The 17484-nt window shown below is 65.8% G+C and carries 17 protein-coding genes; 7 read left to right on the forward strand and 10 right to left on the reverse strand.

Annotated elements, in window-relative coordinates:
- Positions 1-95: 95 nt before the first annotated feature.
- Positions 96-419, reverse strand: coding sequence for an AzlD domain-containing protein (locus WS68_RS04055; RefSeq protein WP_059569527.1), 324 nt, complete (start codon positions 417-419; stop codon positions 96-98).
- Complete coding sequence (locus WS68_RS04060) at positions 416-1174, reverse strand: AzlC family ABC transporter permease (protein ID WP_059569528.1); 759 nt, start codon at positions 1172-1174, stop codon at positions 416-418. The genes WS68_RS04055 and WS68_RS04060 overlap by 4 nt, the downstream gene beginning before the upstream one ends.
- A gap of 260 nt (positions 1175-1434) precedes the next feature.
- Here WS68_RS04060 and WS68_RS04065 point away from each other — a divergent pair, with 260 nt between their 5' ends.
- From WS68_RS04065 to WS68_RS04090, 6 genes are all read left to right on the forward strand, one after another.
- A complete protein-coding gene (locus tag WS68_RS04065; RefSeq protein WP_059569529.1) occupies positions 1435-2358 on the forward strand; it encodes a branched-chain amino acid transaminase in 924 nt (307 codons plus the stop codon).
- A 48-nt stretch (positions 2359-2406) separates the two neighbouring features.
- Positions 2407-2604, forward strand: a complete 198-nt coding sequence (locus tag WS68_RS04070) for a zinc-finger domain-containing protein (RefSeq protein ID WP_059520560.1) — start codon at positions 2407-2409, stop codon at positions 2602-2604.
- A gap of 139 nt (positions 2605-2743) precedes the next feature.
- Entirely contained in the window at positions 2744-3784 is a 1041-nt protein-coding gene (gene waaF, locus WS68_RS04075; protein ID WP_059569530.1) for a lipopolysaccharide heptosyltransferase II, read from the forward strand.
- Between the two features lie 100 nt (positions 3785-3884).
- Positions 3885-4334, forward strand: coding sequence for a nuclear transport factor 2 family protein (locus WS68_RS04080; RefSeq protein ID WP_059520562.1), 450 nt, complete (start codon positions 3885-3887; stop codon positions 4332-4334).
- A gap of 19 nt (positions 4335-4353) precedes the next feature.
- Entirely contained in the window at positions 4354-5388 is a 1035-nt protein-coding gene (locus tag WS68_RS04085) for a YheT family hydrolase (RefSeq protein ID WP_059569531.1), read from the forward strand.
- Positions 5381-5986, forward strand: a complete 606-nt coding sequence (locus WS68_RS04090) for a DUF2946 family protein (RefSeq protein WP_059569532.1) — start codon at positions 5381-5383, stop codon at positions 5984-5986. Before WS68_RS04085 ends, WS68_RS04090 begins: the two co-directional genes overlap by 8 nt.
- Before the next feature lie 177 nt (positions 5987-6163).
- Here WS68_RS04090 and WS68_RS04095 read toward each other — a convergent pair whose 3' ends face one another.
- Positions 6164-7897: a M48 family metalloprotease gene (locus WS68_RS04095; protein WP_059569533.1), complete on the reverse strand. Its 1734-nt coding sequence runs from the start codon at positions 7895-7897 to the stop codon at positions 6164-6166.
- Positions 7898-8121: 224 nt separating this feature from the next.
- Here WS68_RS04095 and moaC point away from each other — a divergent pair, with 224 nt between their 5' ends.
- Positions 8122-8610, forward strand: coding sequence for a cyclic pyranopterin monophosphate synthase MoaC (gene moaC, locus WS68_RS04100; protein WP_059569605.1), 489 nt, complete (start codon positions 8122-8124; stop codon positions 8608-8610).
- 219 nt (positions 8611-8829) lie between these two features.
- Here moaC and WS68_RS04110 read toward each other — a convergent pair whose 3' ends face one another.
- From WS68_RS04110 to recA, 7 genes are all read right to left on the reverse strand, one after another.
- Complete coding sequence (locus WS68_RS04110; protein WP_059569606.1) at positions 8830-10608, reverse strand: PglL family O-oligosaccharyltransferase; 1779 nt, start codon at positions 10606-10608, stop codon at positions 8830-8832.
- Between the two features lie 143 nt (positions 10609-10751).
- Positions 10752-11315, reverse strand: coding sequence for a pilin (locus WS68_RS04115; protein WP_059569607.1), 564 nt, complete (start codon positions 11313-11315; stop codon positions 10752-10754).
- Between the two features lie 198 nt (positions 11316-11513).
- Positions 11514-12227, reverse strand: coding sequence for a TerC family protein (locus WS68_RS04120; RefSeq protein ID WP_059569535.1), 714 nt, complete (start codon positions 12225-12227; stop codon positions 11514-11516).
- Positions 12228-12348: 121 nt separating this feature from the next.
- Positions 12349-13230, reverse strand: coding sequence for a succinate--CoA ligase subunit alpha (gene sucD / locus WS68_RS04125; RefSeq protein WP_059520568.1), 882 nt, complete (start codon positions 13228-13230; stop codon positions 12349-12351).
- A 151-nt stretch (positions 13231-13381) separates the two neighbouring features.
- Positions 13382-14563 carry an ADP-forming succinate--CoA ligase subunit beta gene (gene sucC, locus WS68_RS04130; RefSeq protein WP_308410722.1) on the reverse strand — a complete coding sequence of 394 codons (1182 nt, stop codon included), beginning with the start codon at positions 14561-14563 and terminating at the stop codon, positions 13382-13384.
- A 772-nt stretch (positions 14564-15335) separates the two neighbouring features.
- Complete coding sequence (gene recX / locus WS68_RS04135) at positions 15336-16262, reverse strand: recombination regulator RecX (RefSeq protein WP_059569536.1); 927 nt, start codon at positions 16260-16262, stop codon at positions 15336-15338.
- The gene (gene recA, locus WS68_RS04140; protein ID WP_059569537.1) at positions 16262-17332 is read right to left on the reverse strand and encodes a recombinase RecA; all 1071 of its coding nucleotides are present in this window, start codon (positions 17330-17332) and stop codon (positions 16262-16264) included. The genes recX and recA overlap by 1 nt, the downstream gene beginning before the upstream one ends.
- Positions 17333-17484 lie beyond the last annotated feature (152 nt).

Genomic DNA, 17484 nt, shown 5'->3' on the forward strand with positions numbered 1-17484 from the left:
CAATGGCACCAATGGGCGGCGCGCGGTGCGGCCAGACACCGGCCGCCGGCATCGCGGCGCCGCGCCGGCGCCCGTTCACGCGCGGCGGCCCGGCGTCACACCAAAACGCGCAGCAGCGTGAACACCAGCATCCCGACAACGATCGTGCCGAGCATGCTGCGCCGCCACAGGAACCATCCGAGGCCCGCCACGGCCGCGTAGAAATCGTGATTCGACAGCGCGAACGAAATGCCGGCCGGCGTCTCGAGCACGTCCGGCAGCACGACCGCGACGAGCGCGGCGGCGGGCGCGTAGCGCAGCGCGCGCTGCGCGCGCTCGGGCAGCACCGTGCGCTCGCCGCCAATCAGGAACAGCGCGCGCGTGAGCGCAGTGACGAGCGTCATCCCGGCGATCGCGAACCAGATCTGCAGATCGGTCATTCGGCATCCTCCGCGCACGCGCGCCGCTCGGCGCGAATGCGCCGCCAGTCGGCGCGCTCGACGATCCAGTCCGCGATCACGCCCGCGGCAAGCGCCGCAGCCACCGCGAGCGGCAGCGCGAGCCGGTACGGCAACTCGAAGGCGACGAGCGACACGGTTCCCGCAACCGATACGGCCACAAGCGTCGAGCGGTTCGCGATCGCGGACACCATGATCGGAATCAGCGCGAGCGTGCCGGCAAGCGCGAGCCCCCAGCTATCCGGAAAAATATTCGCGAGCGCGATCCCCGCGAGCGACGACACCTGCCACGACAGCCAGCTCGACAGCGCCATCCCCCAGAAGTACGCCTCCTTGCCCGGCACCTGCCCCGTCGCAAAGCCCTGCTTCTGGAACAGCAGATAGATCACGTCGCCGTTGAAATAGCCGATGGCGAGCCGCCGCCAGAGCGGCAGGTGGGAGAAATGGGGCGCAAGCCCGGCGCTGAAGATCACGAAGCGCGTATTCACCATCGCAGCCGTCAACAGGATCGTCCAAACCGGCAGCTTCGCGGCGAACAGCGGCAGCACCGCAAGCTGCGACGAGCCCGCGTAGACGAGAAGCGACATGCCGAGCGCCTGCCCCGTCGTCAGCACCGACTTGCTCATCGCAATGCCGGTGACGAGCCCCCACGACAGAATCGCCATCAGCGTCGGCGAATAATCGCGGGCGCCTTGGGCGAACGCGAAACGGTCGGTGGCGGAAAAGCGGGCGAGCATCGGATATGGGAAGCGCCTTCGACGCGCAAAGCCGGGCGGCTTGCGCGCGCCGCCGCAATATTGTTGCGCGCTGCGTGCTGCCGCCCATTATTGTTGCGATGGGATTGATGCGGCGATTATAGCGCCGCCCCCTTGGTCCTGCTGACCGTTGCTCGCGCAAAAACGCTAAAATGAGCGTCTTTTCGACGCGGCCGCGTACCGGAGCACACAGGCTGACCGCGCTCGTTTTCCGCGAATACCGCATTCACCGGGAGAAACCTATGTCAATGGCCGATCGCGACGGCAAGATTTGGATGGACGGCAAACTGATCGACTGGCGCGACGCCAAGATCCACGTGCTGACCCACACGCTGCACTACGGCATGGGCGTATTCGAAGGCGTGCGCGCTTACCAGACGGCTGACGGCGGCTCCGCGATCTTCCGCCTGAAGGAACACACGAAGCGCCTGCTGAACTCGGCGAAGATCTTCCAGATGGACGTGCCGTTCGACCAGGAAACGCTCGAGGCGGCGCAACGCGAAGTCGTCCGCGAGAACAAGCTCGAATCGTGCTACCTGCGCCCGATCATCTGGATCGGCTCGGAGAAGCTCGGCGTGTCGGCCAAGGGCAACACGGTCCATGTCGCGATCGCCGCGTGGCCGTGGGGCGCGTACCTCGGCGAGGAAGGTCTGTCCAAGGGCATCCGCGTGAAGACGTCGTCGTTCACCCGCCATCACGTGAACGTGTCGATGGTGCGCGCGAAGGCCTCCGGCTGGTACGTGAACTCGATCCTCGCGAACCAGGAGGCAACCGCCGACGGCTATGACGAAGCGCTCCTGCTCGACGTCGACGGCTATGTGTCCGAAGGTTCCGGCGAGAATTTCTTCGTCGTGAACCGCGGCAAGCTGTTCACGCCCGACCTCTCGTCATGTCTCGACGGCATCACGCGCGACACGGTGATCACGCTCGCGAAGGAAGCCGGCATCGAAGTCATCGAGAAACGCATCACGCGCGACGAAGTCTATACGGCCGACGAAGCGTTCTTCACCGGCACCGCGGCCGAGGTCACGCCGATCCGCGAACTCGACAACCGCACGATCGGCAGCGGCGCGCGCGGCCCGATCACCGAAAAGCTGCAAGCGGCGTTCTTCGATGTCGTGTCGGGCAAGAGCGCGCAGCACCAGGACTGGCTCACGAAAATCTAAGCGCGCGGCGCGCCGGCGCCGCGTTTCATCGCGATAACGAGAATCCCCATGAGTGAAATCAAGGAAATGCCGCTCATCGAGCTGACGGCAAAAGATCTGCCCGCGTACTGCCCGAATCCGACGATGCCGCGTTGGAGCGCGCATCCGCGCGTGTTCATCGACGTCACGCACGGCGAAGCGCGCTGCCCGTACTGCGGCACGCGCTACAAGCTGCGCGACGGCGAAGTCCTGCAAGGCCACCATTGAGCCGCGGCCGGCCGGCTCACGGCCCCCGCGCCCGGCGCGGCGCGATCGGCCGGGCCGGCTCGCGCCGCCGCCCCGTTTCCCACAACCCGAGCACGGCGCACGCGCGCCGCGTTTCATCACGACATCGGAAATCGACCTGATGCGTCGAGCGTTGGTAATCGCACCGAACTGGATCGGTGACGCATTGATGGCGCAACCGCTCTTTGCGCTACTGAAAAAACTGCATCCCCGCATCGTCATCGACGCCGTGGCGCCGGCATGGGTCGCGCCCGTGCTCGAGCGCATGCCCGAGATTCACGATGTCCATGCGACCGATCTCGCACATGGCAAGCTGCAGCCGCTGCGGCGCTGGCAGCTCGCCAGCGACTTGCGCGACGTCGGCTACGATGCCGCTTACGTGCTGCCGAATTCGCTGAAATCGGCGCTGATTCCATGGATGGCAGGCATTGCGCTGCGGATCGGCTATACCGGCGAGCATCGCTACGGCCTCCTGAACGTGCGCCATGCGAACCCCGCGAAGGCCCGGGACGCACGCCCGCCGATGGTCGAGCATTACGCGGCGCTCGCATACGCGCCCGGCGCGAAGCTGCCCGACGCGCAAAAAACGCTGCCGCCGCCGCGCCTGGACGCCGATCTGAACGAGACGGCGCGCGTCTGCGCGCGCTTCAACCTCGATACACGCAAACCGCTCATCGTGTTCTGCCCGGGCGCCGAATACGGCCCGGCAAAGCGCTGGCCGCCCGAGCATTTCGCGGCGCTGGCGCAAAGCGTGAGCCAATCGTTCCCCTATACGCAGATCGTCGCGCTCGGCTCGCCGAAGGATGCAGCCGCCGCGCAGGCCATCGCCGAGCGCGCGCCGAACGTGAAAAGCCTGTGCGGCCAGACTTCGCTGTCCGAAGCGTGCGCGCTGATCGCGCGCGCCAACGCGGTTGTCACCAACGATTCCGGGCTGATGCACGTCGCCGCAGCGCTGCGGCGGCCGCTGATCGCGCTCTACGGCTCGACCGATCCGCGCCACACCCCGCCTCTGTCGGAGCTGGCAAAGGTACAATGGCTGCATCTCGAATGCAGTCCCTGTTTCGAACGCGAATGCCCGCTCGGCCACCTGAACTGCCTGCGCGAGCTGAGCCCGGAGCAGGTTTTCAGCGATTTGCGCGGGATGCTCGTCGAACAACGTTGACGCCGGGCGGCCCAAGGGCCGCTCGCGTCGCGCGCCGCGCGCCCGCATCCCCCCAACGGTACGATGAAATGGCGCGCGCCGCGCGCGAGAGATAGACCCGATGCCACGTTTTGCCCGCCTCTTCGAAGCCGCCGCCGATACGCTGAACGCGTATTACCAGGCAACCGCCGACGCCAATCTCGATGCGCTGATGGCCCTCTGGATCGACGAGGATTTCGCGAGCTGCATATGGGCGGACGGCGCGCACCTGCACGGCCTCGACCAGATCAGGAGCGGCTTGGGCGCCCGGCTTGCCGCCCAGCCCGTGACGATCGAGCCGCTCGACATCCGCGTCTACGACAGCCTCGGCACCGTCGTCTATACGGTCGCCGAGGCGCACCAGCAGCAGGCCGATCCCGCGGCCGCGCCGCACATGGTGTTTACAACTTACGTGATGATCCATGAACGTGGTGAATGGCGGATCGCGCATATCCATGCGAGCGCGATCCCCGAACGCACGGCGAACGAGTTCGCCGCGAAGATCCGCCACGCCCAAGGGCCGCTTCACTGAGCGCGGCGCGTTCGCAGCGATGAGTACGGCGCTCCCTCCGCTTCCCGCTGCCGACGAGCCCCCCCGGGCGGCCGCCTTCGCGCCGTATCGCGCGCCGCTGTGGCTGCCGACCAGCCATGCGCAAACGATCGTTCCCGCGCTGTTCGGACGCCGGCCGGATGTCGAATACCGGCGCGAGCGCTGGAATACGCCCGACGACGATTTCATCGACGTCGACTGGCTCACATACCCCGACGGCGCGGCCCCCACGCCGGATGCGCCGCTCATCGTGCTGTTCCATGGCCTCGAGGGCAGTTCCGATTCGCACTACGCGCGCATGCTGATGGCCGCCGCCCGCGCGCGCGGCTGGCACGGCGCGGTACCGCACTTTCGCAGTTGCAGCGGTGAAATGAACCGGCGCCCGCGCTTCTATCACCTCGCCGACAGCGACGAAGTCGATTGGATCCTGCGGCGGCTCGCGAGCGGCCATCGCGGCCCGCTCGTCGCGGCGGGCGTATCGCTCGGCGGCAACGTGCTGCTGCACTGGCTCGGCGCACGGTGCGGCGACACGTCGATCGTCGCGGCGGCGGCCGCCGTCTCGACGCCCATCGACGTCCATGCGGGCGGCTTGGCGATCTCGCGAGGCTTCTCGCTGGTCTATACGCGCAGCTTCCTGAAGACGCTGAAAACGAAAGCGCTGATGAAGCTCGACCAATATCCCGGTCTCTTCGACAGGCAAGCGATGCTCGCCGCGCGCACGCTGCACGATTTCGACGACGTCGTCACCGCGCCGCTGCACGGCTTTGCCAACGCGAACGACTACTGGACGCGGGCGACGACGCGCCCGTTGCTCGCCGCGATCAACGTGCCGACGTTGATTCTCAACGCGCGCAACGATCCGTTCCTGCCGGCGTCGGCGCTGCCCGGCCCGCGCGACGTGTCGCGCATGGTCGAACTCGACCAGCCGGAGCACGGCGGTCACGCAGGCTTCATGACGGGCCCGTTTCCGGGGCGCATCGACTGGCTATCGGCGCGCATCTTCGATTTTTGCCTACGTTTCGTCAACCATGGATGACATCGTCAAGCAGGCACTCGCCAAATGGCCGAACGTCGCGCATTGCGTCGGATGGCTGCTGCTCGATCGCCGCGGTGTGTGGCGCATGCGCGACGACGCGGCGCAAGCCGCGGGCGCGCTCGGCTCGCCCATCCGGCATCCGGCGCTGATCGACTTCATCGGCCGCAACTACGAGCGCGACGCCGACGGGCAATGGTTTTTCCAGAACGGGCCGCAGCGCGTCTATGTCGAACTGGCATATACGCCGTGGATCGTGCGGATCGTGCCGGATAGCGCCGAGCCCACGCGCGTCGCGCTCGCCGATCATACAGGGCATGCGTTCGAGCCTGCCGGCGTGTGGCTCGACGATGCGGGCGGCGTGCTGTTCGCCGATGCGTCGGCGCCGCCGCGCGTCGCCGCACTGCACGACCACGACCTCGGGCTCTTCGCCGACCGCGCGGATCTCGACGGCGATGGCACGCACGGCGTACTGCATCTGGGCGGCGGCGTGGACTTGCGCATCGAGCCGATCCGGCGCGACGACGTCGCGCGGCGGTTCGGCTTCGTGGCAAGCCCCGCGACGCGCAATCGGCAGCCGCGGAAACACGCCGCGGACTGACCCGAGGCGGCGCTGGGCCGGCCGCCTCGGATTCCGGATTCGGCCCGCGCTTGCTCGAACGCCGCGCCGGAACACCGCCGCCAGGCCCGCGGCCCACGGCCCAAGCGAGCGCGCCAGTCCAGCATGCCGATACCGGCCGCCACGAACCAGCGCACGAACGCGCAACTGCCACACGCGTCAACCGCGCTTGTCCTTGTCGTCTTCCTGCTCTTCTTTGTAGCGCGCCTCAAATTCATGCAGCCGCGCGCTGATGATCGACTGCTCGTAAAAGCCCGCCGACTTGTTGTCGCGCGCCTCGCGCAACTGCCGGATGGCCGATGGCCACGCGCCGTCGAGCGCGAACTTCTCCGCAAGCGCGCGGCGCTGCATCAGCGCATCGCCTTTGCCGAGGCTTGCCTGCGCGAGATAGTTCCACCAGTCCGGCTGGCCGGGATCGGCGCGCGTCTCGGCATGGGCGAGCGTTTGCGCGTCCGCGTAGCGGCGTGCGGCCAGCAATGCCTGCAAGTGCGCGGCAATCGCCGCGTGCGAGCCCGGCCATCGCTTGTGCGCAGCCGCGGCAAGCCGCACCGCGTCGTCGACGCGGCCCGATAGGCGCGCAATCTGCACCGCGAGCATGTCGAGGCTGGGCGAGTCCGGCGGCCCCCCGGCATCGCGCGCCGCATCGCGGGCCAACGCGTCGCGCGCCGCCGCGAGCGCGCGCGACGCTTCATCGTACCGGCCGCCCAGCGTCTCGCCGAGCGCAATCCCATACCAGTTCGCCGCGACGTTCGGCGCAATCCTGTCGTCGATTTCGCTGCGCATGCGCCGCACCTCGTTCGCGTAATCGGTCAACGAACGGTTCTGCAAAATCCGCAGGCGCGCGCGCACGAAACCGTATTCCGGCGACTGCCGCGGTTGCCGGTACGGCGCGCGCCGCGCGCGATCGTCCATGTCGGCGATCCGCTCACCCGTCAGCGGATGGGTGCGCGCATACGGGGGCACGCCCGCATCGCCACCCGTCGACGCACGGTCGAGCCGCTCGAAAAAGCCCGGCATCCCGTATGGATCGTAGCCCGCGCCGGCCAGCAACTGAAAGCCGACGCGATCCGCCTCGCGCTCGGCCGAGCGCGAAAAGCGCAGCTGGTTGTCGATCGCGAACGCTTGGCCGCCCATCGCGATCGCGCTGCCCAGATCGCCGCTGCGCGCGAGAATGCCCGCGAGCAAGCCGAACAACATCGTCGCAAGCGCCGCGTAGCCGGTCTTCTCGTTTGCGCCGATCATTCGCGCGATGTGCCGCTGCAGCACGTGCCCCATTTCGTGACCGATCACGGACGCGAGTTCCGATTCCGTCTGCGTCGTCGCGACGAGCCCGCTGTTGATGCCGATAAAGCCGCCCGGCAGCGAAAACGCATTGATCTGCGGATCGCGCATTGCAAACAAATCGAAATCCGGCACGTAGCCGCCGATGAATTGCGCGGTGGCCGCCGCCGACAGTTTCGCCGCCACCGAATTCAGGTAGTCGCGCACGAGCCAGTCATCGAGATAATCGGGATCGCGCCGCACTTCGCGCATCACGCGCTCGCCGAGACGGCGCTCCGCCCGCGGCGTCAGCGCGCCGCCGGAACCGTCGCCGAGATCGGGCAATTGCAGCGCACGCAACGGCGCGCGCCAATTGGGCGCTGCGTCGGATGCATGATTCGATACGTCCGACAGCCGGCTTTGCGCGCCCCCATATGTGCCGAACACCCCGGCGGCAATGCCGGACGGCAGCGTCGACCAGGCATCGGCAAGACCGGGCGAAGCAGCCCGCATGCCGATGTCCGCCGGCGCGGTTTCGAGCGGCGGCGCATCGGCGCGCGGCTGCGCATAACCGCCGGGCGGCAGCGCAATTGCCGAGCAAAGCAGAACGGCAAGCAACGGTTTGACGCGCATGAAGAAAATCGGGACAGCCGTGGCGCGGCAGTGGTTTCGTCTGCGCTATTGTAGCGGCGGGATGCGCTCACGCGTGGCGCGGCGGGCGATGGCGAACTGCGGGGCGCCGGCGCTATTCGGAAAGATCGGCCGGCACCCGCGCTGCTATGATGGGCGCCCTTTGGGTTCGCATGGAATCGGAGCCGGTGCTGAAGCGCTGGCTCCGACCGACACTGGAGCACACCGTGACTGAATTCACGCACTTCGACGCCGCAGGCCACGCACAGATGGTCGATGTCGGCGGCAAGCAAGAAACGAAACGCATTGCCATCGCTCGCGGCGCAATCCGAATGCGGCCCGACACTGTCGCGCTGATCCGCGAAGGCCGCGCGAAAAAAGGCGACGTGCTCGGCGTCGCGCGCATCGCGGCAATCCAGGGCGCGAAGCGCACGGCCGATCTGATTCCACTGTGTCATCCGCTTGCGTTGACGCGCGTCACGGTCGACTTCGAATTCGACGATGCACTGCCCGGCGTGCGTTGCAGCGCGCAAGTCGAAACGCTCGGGCGCACGGGCGTCGAGATGGAAGCGCTGACCGCGGTACAAATCGGGCTCTTGACCGTCTACGACATGTGCAAGGCGGTTGACCGCGGGATGGTGATCAGCGACGTGGGCGTGGCCCACAAGCGTGGAGGAAAATCGGGAGATTGGACGACAGATGAAGCCGCCGGCTGACCTCTTTTCCCGACGCTCCCACCCCGGATGGCCGCTACCGCCGCACGCGGCCGCGCCGCGCGCAACGAACGCCGCGCAACCGGCACCCCGACACGACTGCCCGCCCGGGCATTGGCTGCGTCGAATCAGATCGCATGCGTTCGATCGATAACACCGGCTGCGCCGGCTGGCCATCGCCGCGAGCGAACGCGATCGAGCCCGCCGTCGGCCCGCCCGCGGTCACTCGCTGCCCGCGTCATCCTCGTCGTCGCTCGCCGCATGTGCCGCCGCGATCCCGTATTTCGCGACGAGCGCCGCCCTGAAGCGCTTCAGCGACGGTTGCTCATCGAGCAGCTTGTACAGTGCGGCAAGCTGCGTCGGCCAGTCTTTCAGTTCCACCGCGAATATGTGCAGCCGCTCGACCGTGTCGAGCGCGTCCGCCTGCCGCCCGTCAAGCGCCTGCAACACCGCATAGCGGCGCAGCACGGCCTCGCCCGGCAGCAATGCGATCGCCCGCTTGTGTGCGAAGAGCTTTGCCTGCAGATCGTCGCGCGAGATCGGCATCAGGGTAGCCGCGCCGTAATCGCCCCATGCGTGGAACAGGAACGACGGATTTTCGCGATATTGCTCGGCCGGGTTGGTTCCGTAGTAGAGCACTTCGGCACGCTGATAATCACGCAGCACCGGATACAGCGATGCCAGCCCCGCGGCCGAAAGCATCGCGAACAACGCGAACGCGGCGCGGCTCGGCAGCATGGAAAGCGGCTTCGTTTCGAGCAAGCCGATGACGAACATCGCCGGCAGCAAGAAGAACGTATACTGTTGCGGATATTCGACCAGCGCATGCATCAGCAATACGCCGATGAGCGCAAAGCCGAATACGCGGCTTTCGGCGTGCGGCGCGCGCAGCGCGCGCACGAACCATGCAACGAGCGTGACGAGCAGAACACCCAGACCGAACAGGCCTGACTTCGCGAGTAGATCGATGAAAATGTCGTGCGCGTTGTTGGCGATCTCGACGCCGCCCAGCGCACGCACCAGTTCGAACTGATGAATCGGAAATTCGCCCCATCCGACGCCCAGCAGCGGATGCTCGCGAAACATCGTCAAGCCGTATTTCCAGAGCGCGAGGCGCGGCGCGACCTGCCCGGCATCGCGCATCCGGTCGGCAGCCGATTCGGCAAGACCGAGCTGATAGCGAACGTTCGCCCAGCGCACCGCGATATTGACCACGACGAACAGCACCGCGAGCAAGACGGGCATCGCCCATGAGCGGCCAGTCGCCGCGCCGCGCCGCGCCTGCGCGAGCGCGGTCCAAAAGCCGGCGACGACGATCACCGCGACCTGCAACCATGGCCCGCGCGACACGGTAAGCGCAAGCCCGACACACAGGAAAGCCGACAGCGCCGCCCATGCGAGCGCCGGCAGCCGGCGCGCCTGCGCGAGATAGAGCGCCCCCGTCAGCGCGAACGCGATATAGGTTGCGAGATGATTCGCTTGCGCCATGTTGCCGTATGGCCGGCGATCGACGCTTACGCCATATGACACGACAAACGGCGAAAACGTCCCTTCCAAGCGAAAGAGCTGCACGAGCTGGCAAGCAACGGCAAAGACGCCGCCGACGATCAGCGCGCCCGCGGCCATACGGGCGGCCATCTCGAGCAGGTTCGCACGAGCGAGCGCGTAGCCCGATTGCATCGCGGCGACCGCGGCTAGCAGGTAGCCCATTGCGAGCCAAGCCATCGACGGCTGCTTTAGCGGCAGCAGCACGACCTGCGCGAGCAGCACTGCGCCGAAGCCGAGCGGCACGGCAAACGCCGCAGGCGCCGCGAAAGTTCCGGATCGCTGCGCCCTCACGAGCAGCACGACAACGATGCCGAGCAGCCAATACAGCGCGAATGCGGCGAATTCGGAATAAAAAGTCGGGATCGGATACGTGTGATTCGTAATCGAGTACGGCAGAATCAGGGCGAGGGCGAGCGCGATCAGCGACAAAGAGCGCAGTAAAGAAACGGGCATGAGCGAACCGGATGTCAGCAACCGGCGCACTATACAAAAAAATCCCCGCGCTGTGCGCTCGTGCCCGGCTCCCGCAGCAAATTCGCCCGAATCGGCCCACGCGCCCGCCGCCATGCCACCGCGCTGCGGGAACATCGCCGGCCTCACGCCCGGCATTCCGGCGGGGCAAGCCGGCCGGCAAGCGTCGGCGCATCGGCAGGCATCGGCCCCGCGCCGGGCGCGGGCAGCGACGACGACGTCTTACCGCTTGCGAAACATTCCCAAGTAATCGCCCCCGGCTGCATTACACCCTTCGTCAGCCCGATACGCGCCGTCGGCGCCTCCTCGCGATCCGGCGACGACGGCACGAGCACGAGCGTATTCGCTCCGTCGGGCGCGACGCGTGGCGTAAATGCGACGACGATCTGGCCGGTGTCATCGTCGACGCGGATCGAATCGACGTTACGCGTCGCGGCCGGCGACGCGTAACCGCCCGCGAGCCCGCCGCCGCTCGCGGCATTTTCCGCGACCGCGAGCTGCGCGGACGCCGCCAGCGACAACCCCTCGCCGACCCGGCTACGTGCGAGGTAATCCTGATAGGCGGGAATAGCGTAAGCGGCAACGACTCCGACGATCGCAAGCACGATCATCAATTCGATCAACGTAAAGCCGCCGCCGCCGGCAATGCGGCCGGCCCCGATCCGGCGGCGCGCCAAACGGCGGCCCATCACCGCGCGAACCGCCGGTACCGGGCGCCGCGCTCGAGCAAGCGGCGGAACAATGAAAAACATTTCGCACATGACAGCCTCCGGAAACGAAATACGCGTGCTTCGAGACTCAAGCCTCGAAGCACGCGTATCGATCGTAGCCAGAGCACCCGCGCACGGGCAGTCGGCCGAACGGCCAACGCCGCGCGCCGCTGGGCGTCAGCGCGAGTGCGTCGCGTCCAATGCGGCGCGCCGCCGCTTCAACGCATAGCCGACGACGACGACGAAAAGCGCTCCCGCGATGCTCGCGCCGTAAATCGCGGCGGGCGTATCGAGGAGCGGCCAACGGTCGCCGGCCGGATCGTTGACCATCAACCCGCCCGCGATCCAGCCCAACAACGCCGCGCCAAACGTGACGACGACCGGAAAGCGGTCGAGCAGCTTGAGCACGAGCGTGCTGCCCCAGACGATGATCGGAATGCTGACGACGAGGCCAAAGATCACGAGCGTAAGCCGGTGCGCCGGATCGGCCTGCTCGGCCGCGCCAGCGATCGCGATCACGTTGTCGAGGCTCATCACCGCGTCGGCGATCACGATCGTCTTGACCGCCTCCCACAGCCTATCGGCCGGCTTGACGTTCTCGTGTCCGTCGCTCGCAGGCGCCATCAGCCGGATGCCGATCCATAACAGCAGCACACCGCCCGCGAACTTCAGCAGCGGCACGTCGAGCAGCAGCACCGCAAACGCGATCAGCACGACGCGCAGCAAAATCGCCCCCGCCGTTCCCCACAGCACGCCTCGCACCCGCTGCTCCGGCGGCAAATTACGGCATGCGAGCGCGATCACGACAGCGTTGTCGCCGCCCAGCAAAATATCGATGATGACGATCTGAACGATAGCGCCCCAATGAAGCGTGGCAAAAAATTCGAGCATGGATAAAAGCGCAGCGATGCGTAAGAAAAGGAAATTGGCGAAATCTTACGGAATAATTGCACGAGCATAGCAAAACGCCGGCAACGCCGGCGTTTTTAGCGAGACGAAACAGCGCCGGCGCTTACAGCGCAGCCTTCAGCAGACGGCCCATTTCCGACGGATTGCGCGTGACCTTGATCCCGCACGCATCCATGATCTCCAGCTTTGCCTCGGCCGTGTCCGCGCCGCCCGAGATCAGCGCGCCGGCATGGCCCATGCGCTTGCCCGGAGGCGCCGTGACGCCCGCGATAAAGCCGACGACCGGCTTCTTCATGTTGTCCTTGATCCACTGCGCGGCCGTCGCCTCGTCCGGACCGCCGATCTCGCCGATCATCACGACTGCGTCCGTATCCGGATCGTCGTTGAACATCTTCATCACGTCGATGTGCTTCAAGCCGTTGATCGGATCGCCGCCGATGCCGACCGCCGACGACTGGCCCAGACCGAGCGCCGTCAGTTGCGCCACCGCCTCATAGGTCAGCGTGCCCGAGCGCGACACGACGCCGATACGGCCCTTGCGGTGGATGTGGCCCGGCATGATGCCGATCTTCAGTTCGTCCGGCGTGATCGTGCCGGGGCAGTTCGGCCCGAGCAGCAGCGTCTTGCGGCCTTCGCGGCGCATCCGGTCTTTCACTTCGATCATGTCGCGCACCGGAATGCCTTCGGTGATGCAGATCGCGAGGTCGAGATCGGCCTCGACCGCTTCCCAGATCGCTGCCGCGGCACCCGCGGGCGGCACGTAGATGACCGACACGGTCGCGCCGGTCTCGGCCTTCGCTTCCTTCACGCTCGCGTAGATCGGAATACCCTCGAAATCCTCGCCGGCCTTCTTCGGGTTCACGCCCGCGACGAATGCCTCGCGGCCGTTCGCATACTCACGGCACGCGCGCGTGTGGAACTGGCCGGTCTTGCCGGTGATGCCCTGCGTGATGACCTTTGTGTCTTTGTTGATCAGAATCGACATGTATTGACCTCTGTTCGATCGGCGTCGCGAGAATAACCGCGCCGCCATGCATGTTCATTGATGCGCTCGAGCGTTGACAAAACGCCGGGGCGCCCCCGGTTTTCTTGCCCGTCGCGGGTCGCTCGCGCACCGCGCCAAGCCGGGGTGCCCGTTACTTGCCCGCAGCCGCGGCAACGACCTTCTGCGCCGCCTCTTCCATGCTGTCAGCCGAGATGATCGGCAGGCCGGACTCGGCAAGCATCTTCTTGCCGAGGTCTTCGTTCGTGCCCTTCATGCGCACGACGAGCGGCACGTTCAGGTTTACCGCCTTCGAGCCGGCGATCACGCCTTCCGCGATCACGTCGCAGCGCATGATGCCGCCGAAGATGTTCACGAGAATCGCCTTCAGGCCCGGGTTCTTCAACATCAGCTTGAACGCTTCGGTGACCTTCTCCGTCGTGGCTCCGCCGCCGACGTCCAGGAAGTTCGCGGGCTCGCCGCCGAACAGCTTGATCGTGTCCATCGTCGCCATCGCGAGGCCGGCGCCGTTCACCAGGCAGCCGATGTTGCCGTCGAGCGAGATGTAAGCGAGATCGAACTTCGATGCTTCAATTTCAGCCGGATCCTCCTCGTCCAGATCGCGGTACGCGACGATTTCCGGATGACGGAACAGCGCGTTCGAGTCGAAGTTGAATTTCGCGTCGAGTGCAATAACCTTGCCGTCGCCCGTCAGCACGAGCGGGTTGATTTCCGCGAGCGAAGCGTCGGTTTCCCAGAACGACTTGTACAGGCCCTGCAGGATCGCGCGGGCTTGCGGAATCGACGCGTCCGGCACGCCGATCTTCTTCGCGAGATCGTCGGCTTCCGCATCCTTCAGGCCCGTCGCCGGCTCGACAGCGACCTTGTGAATGGCTTCGGGCGTCTTCGCCGCAACTTCCTCGATATCCATCCCGCCCTCGCTAGACGCCATCACGACGACCTTCTGCGACACGCGGTCGATCACGATGCCGACATACAGTTCCTTCTTGATGTCCGCGCCTTCCTCGATCAGCAGACGGTTCACCTTCTGGCCTTCCGGGCCGGTCTGGTGCGTGACGAGCTGCATGCCGAGGATCTGGTTCGCATATTCGCGCACCTGCTCCAGCGACTTCGCCACCTTCACACCACCGCCCTTGCCGCGGCCGCCCGCATGAATCTGCGCCTTGACGACCCACACCGGACCGCCCAGTTCTTCCGCCACCTTGACGGCTTCGTCCACCGAGAACGCCGGCTTGCCGCGCGGGACCGCGACTCCGAATTTCCGCAGGATTTCTTTACCCTGGTACTCGTGAATCTTCATGCGTGATTCCTTCAGTCTGAGAGTTGGCTAAATAAAAGTCGATTGACGATCGCTTCTTCTTACATCTTGCAATCCGCGCGCCCGCCCGCTCATGTCGCCGCGCCGCGTGCGCGGGCGTGCGCGGCCTTTGCGCGCCCCAATACGCCACCGACCGCGCCCGCGCGCAACACGGCTGCCGGGCCGAGCCCGGACGCCCGCCAGCCAGACGCGAGTTGGCCATGCGGCCCACGCTGCATGGCAGCGACCAGCAAGCATCGCGACGGAAATGGCGGGAAAGGGGAGTTCCGGTAAGAATGCGGCAGGCGGATTGGAAGGCTTGGGGGCTTCGCATCGATCGGAGCGCAACCCGCTCGACGCGGGCGGGATATCGTGCGATTTGGGTACGGCTGGACAGGCTTCGATGCCCGGCGGGCCGACGCGCTCGCGAGCTTCCGCATGCATTGCGCGGCAAAGGCGCAACTGACGAGAAACGGGCTCGGATAGCGGCATGCGGAGAAATAAAGCCGGAGACGAAAACCTATTGATTTTAGCATATCGGCCGTCGCCACCGCGGAGCCCGACCGGGCATCCGGGCAAGCGGCGACAGGCAAATATTGAACAGAAACGGCGGAAGTTCGATGCGGATGGGCGAAGGGCGATGCGGACGCGGCGACGGGCCACGCGATTGCCGGGGAAACATTCTGAGTGATTCACCGCACTGCCGCTGAGCCGCTGAGCCGCTGAGCCGCTGAGCCGCTGAGCCAACAGGATTATGCGTCTACGACAGGCTATACGTGCAACGCGGCGCTCAATCGCCGCCGAATTCGTCGATGTCGCCTTTGAGCACTTTCGCGATTGCCGTGCGTGAGAAACCGCGCGAAGCAAGAAAGCGCGCTTGCTTCGCGCGTTCGGCCAGCGTTTGCGGCACGACGCCGAATTTTTTGCGCCAAACCGCCTGCGCGCGCTCAAGCTCGCTGTCGAGCAATTGCGCGCTCACAGCTTCGACGAGCGCATCGCCAACCGCATGCCGCTTCAATTCGCCGATGATACGCACCGCACCGACGCGCGCCGCGCGCCGATGGAGAAGACTTTCGGCAAACCGCGCATCAGATAGCCACCCTTCGGTTTCGAGCGTATCGAGCAGCGATTGAGGATCATCGCCGTCACCAACATATGGCGCGAGCTTGCGCGCCAGCTCCGCACGGCTGTATTCGCGGCGCGACAAATAGGCGATCGCACGCGCCTTCAGTGAGCGCGTGGGGCGTTGCGCGGCCGACTCGCACTCGGCGCCCGCGCCTTCGCTTGAAATAGCGGAAGATCGTGACGCGCGCCGCCGCGACCGCGAAACGGATTGGTTTGTACGCGTATAGACATCGCCGCCCGCGCTACCACCCTCGCTAACCGCCGACGAAAACATGGATCGCGCCGTTGCGCCGCCCGCCGCGCGCGGGCGCGCGTCATCATGCGCGTCAAAGGATTCGTCCGGCTGGAACGAATCGGCAGAAACGAACGAATCGCGTGAATCGTGCAAATCACGCGATTCACCTGCGGCCGGCCGCTCAAACGAAACGAGGGCATCATCGTCTGACGCCCCCGCTGCCGGGCGGCCTGTTGGCCGCCCGGCGCTCGAATCCGCAGTGCGCATATGCCGCCCGGCGCGGCGGCTGCCGGCAGAAGCCGCCTGCATGCCGTATGCCGTGGAATGCGGCCCCGCGCCCTCCCGGTTCTTGCGCATTACTCCTCTTCGTCGAGAAACTCGGCTTCGGAGCCTGCGCCCTGCGGCATCGCGGCAACTCCAAGCGATTCGCGAATGCGATTCTCGATCTCACGGGCAATTTCCGTATTCTCACGCAGGAACTCACGCGCGTTGTCCTTGCCCTGGCCGATCTTCTCGCCGTTATAGCTGTACCACGCACCCGCCTTGTCGACAATTTTCGCCTGCACGCCCAAATCGATGATTTCGCCCTGGCGCGAAATACCCTCACCGTACAGGATATCGAAAATCGCCTCGCGGAACGGCGGCGACACCTTGTTTTTCACGACCTTCACGCGCGTTTCGTTGCCGATCACTTCGTCGTTCTTCTTGATCGAGCCGATCCGGCGAATATCGAGACGCACCGACGAATAGAACTTAAGCGCGTTGCCGCCCGTCGTGGTTTCCGGATTGCCGAACATCACGCCGATCTTCATCCGGATCTGGTTGATGAAAATCACGAGGCAGTTCGTGCGCTTGATCGTGCCCGTCAACTTGCGCAGCGCCTGCGACATCAAGCGCGCCTGCAGACCCGGCAGCGCATCGCCCATCTCACCTTCGATTTCGGCCTTCGGCACGAGCGCCGCGACCGAGTCGATCACGATCATGTCGATCGAGCCCGAGCGCACGAGCGCATCGACGATTTCAAGCGCTTGCTCGCCCGTGTCCGGCTGGGAAATCAGCAGCTCGGGCACATTCACACCCAGTTTCGACGCGTATTGGACATCGAGCGCGTGCTCCGCGTCGATAAACGCCGCAGTGCCGCCGATCTTCTGCATCTCTGCGATCACCTGCAGTGTCAGCGTCGTCTTGCCGGACGATTCCGGCCCGTAGATCTCGACCACGCGGCCGCGCGGCAGGCCACCGACACCGAGCGCGATATCGAGGCCGAGCGAGCCCGTCGACACCACCTGGATATCTTCGACCGCCTCGCCGTCACCGAGCCGCATGATCGACCCTTTGCCGAACTGCTTCTCGATCTGCGCGAGCGCAGCGGCCAACGCCTTGCTCTTTTCCGCAGTCAGCCCGGAGCCTTTCTTGCTTTCTTCCATGAATCGTCCTTTGCTATGATGAGCAGCGTCTGAGACAGACGCACCTGCCCCGGCCAGAAGCCGCACATGAGCCGTTAGGTGCGCGAATGCAGATACTGTATAAAAAAACAGTGGTTTGTGCAAGCCCGCGTTGCGGTCGCGCACCAACCGGT

The sequence above is a fragment of the Burkholderia sp. TSV86 genome (genome assembly GCF_001522865.1).
Classification (GTDB): domain Bacteria; phylum Pseudomonadota; class Gammaproteobacteria; order Burkholderiales; family Burkholderiaceae; genus Burkholderia.

Excerpts from the sequence above, each read along its gene's own strand:
- WS68_RS04080 (WP_059520562.1), top strand. The coding sequence starts at position 3,885 with ATGCCACGTTTTGCCCGCCTCTTCGAAGCCGCCGCCGATACGCTGAAC.
- WS68_RS04055 (WP_059569527.1), bottom strand. The coding sequence starts at position 419 with ATGACCGATCTGCAGATCTGGTTCGCGATCGCCGGGATGACGCTCGTC.
- WS68_RS04120 (WP_059569535.1), bottom strand. The coding sequence starts at position 12,227 with ATGCTCGAATTTTTTGCCACGCTTCATTGGGGCGCTATCGTTCAGATC.
- recA (WP_059569537.1), bottom strand. The coding sequence starts at position 17,332 with ATGGAAGAAAGCAAGAAAGGCTCCGGGCTGACTGCGGAAAAGAGCAAG.
- sucD (WP_059520568.1), bottom strand. The coding sequence starts at position 13,230 with ATGTCGATTCTGATCAACAAAGACACAAAGGTCATCACGCAGGGCATC.
- WS68_RS04060 (WP_059569528.1), bottom strand. The coding sequence starts at position 1,174 with ATGCTCGCCCGCTTTTCCGCCACCGACCGTTTCGCGTTCGCCCAAGGC.
- WS68_RS04115 (WP_059569607.1), bottom strand. The coding sequence starts at position 11,315 with ATGGGCCGCCGTTTGGCGCGCCGCCGGATCGGGGCCGGCCGCATTGCC.
- WS68_RS04095 (WP_059569533.1), bottom strand. The coding sequence starts at position 7,897 with ATGCGCGTCAAACCGTTGCTTGCCGTTCTGCTTTGCTCGGCAATTGCG.
- WS68_RS04070 (WP_059520560.1), top strand. The coding sequence starts at position 2,407 with ATGAGTGAAATCAAGGAAATGCCGCTCATCGAGCTGACGGCAAAAGAT.
- WS68_RS04085 (WP_059569531.1), top strand. The coding sequence starts at position 4,354 with ATGAGTACGGCGCTCCCTCCGCTTCCCGCTGCCGACGAGCCCCCCCGG.
- waaF (WP_059569530.1), top strand. The coding sequence starts at position 2,744 with ATGCGTCGAGCGTTGGTAATCGCACCGAACTGGATCGGTGACGCATTG.
- WS68_RS04090 (WP_059569532.1), top strand. The coding sequence starts at position 5,381 with ATGGATGACATCGTCAAGCAGGCACTCGCCAAATGGCCGAACGTCGCG.
- WS68_RS04110 (WP_059569606.1), bottom strand. The coding sequence starts at position 10,608 with ATGCCCGTTTCTTTACTGCGCTCTTTGTCGCTGATCGCGCTCGCCCTC.
- recX (WP_059569536.1), bottom strand. The coding sequence starts at position 16,262 with ATGCGCAAGAACCGGGAGGGCGCGGGGCCGCATTCCACGGCATACGGC.
- WS68_RS04065 (WP_059569529.1), top strand. The coding sequence starts at position 1,435 with ATGTCAATGGCCGATCGCGACGGCAAGATTTGGATGGACGGCAAACTG.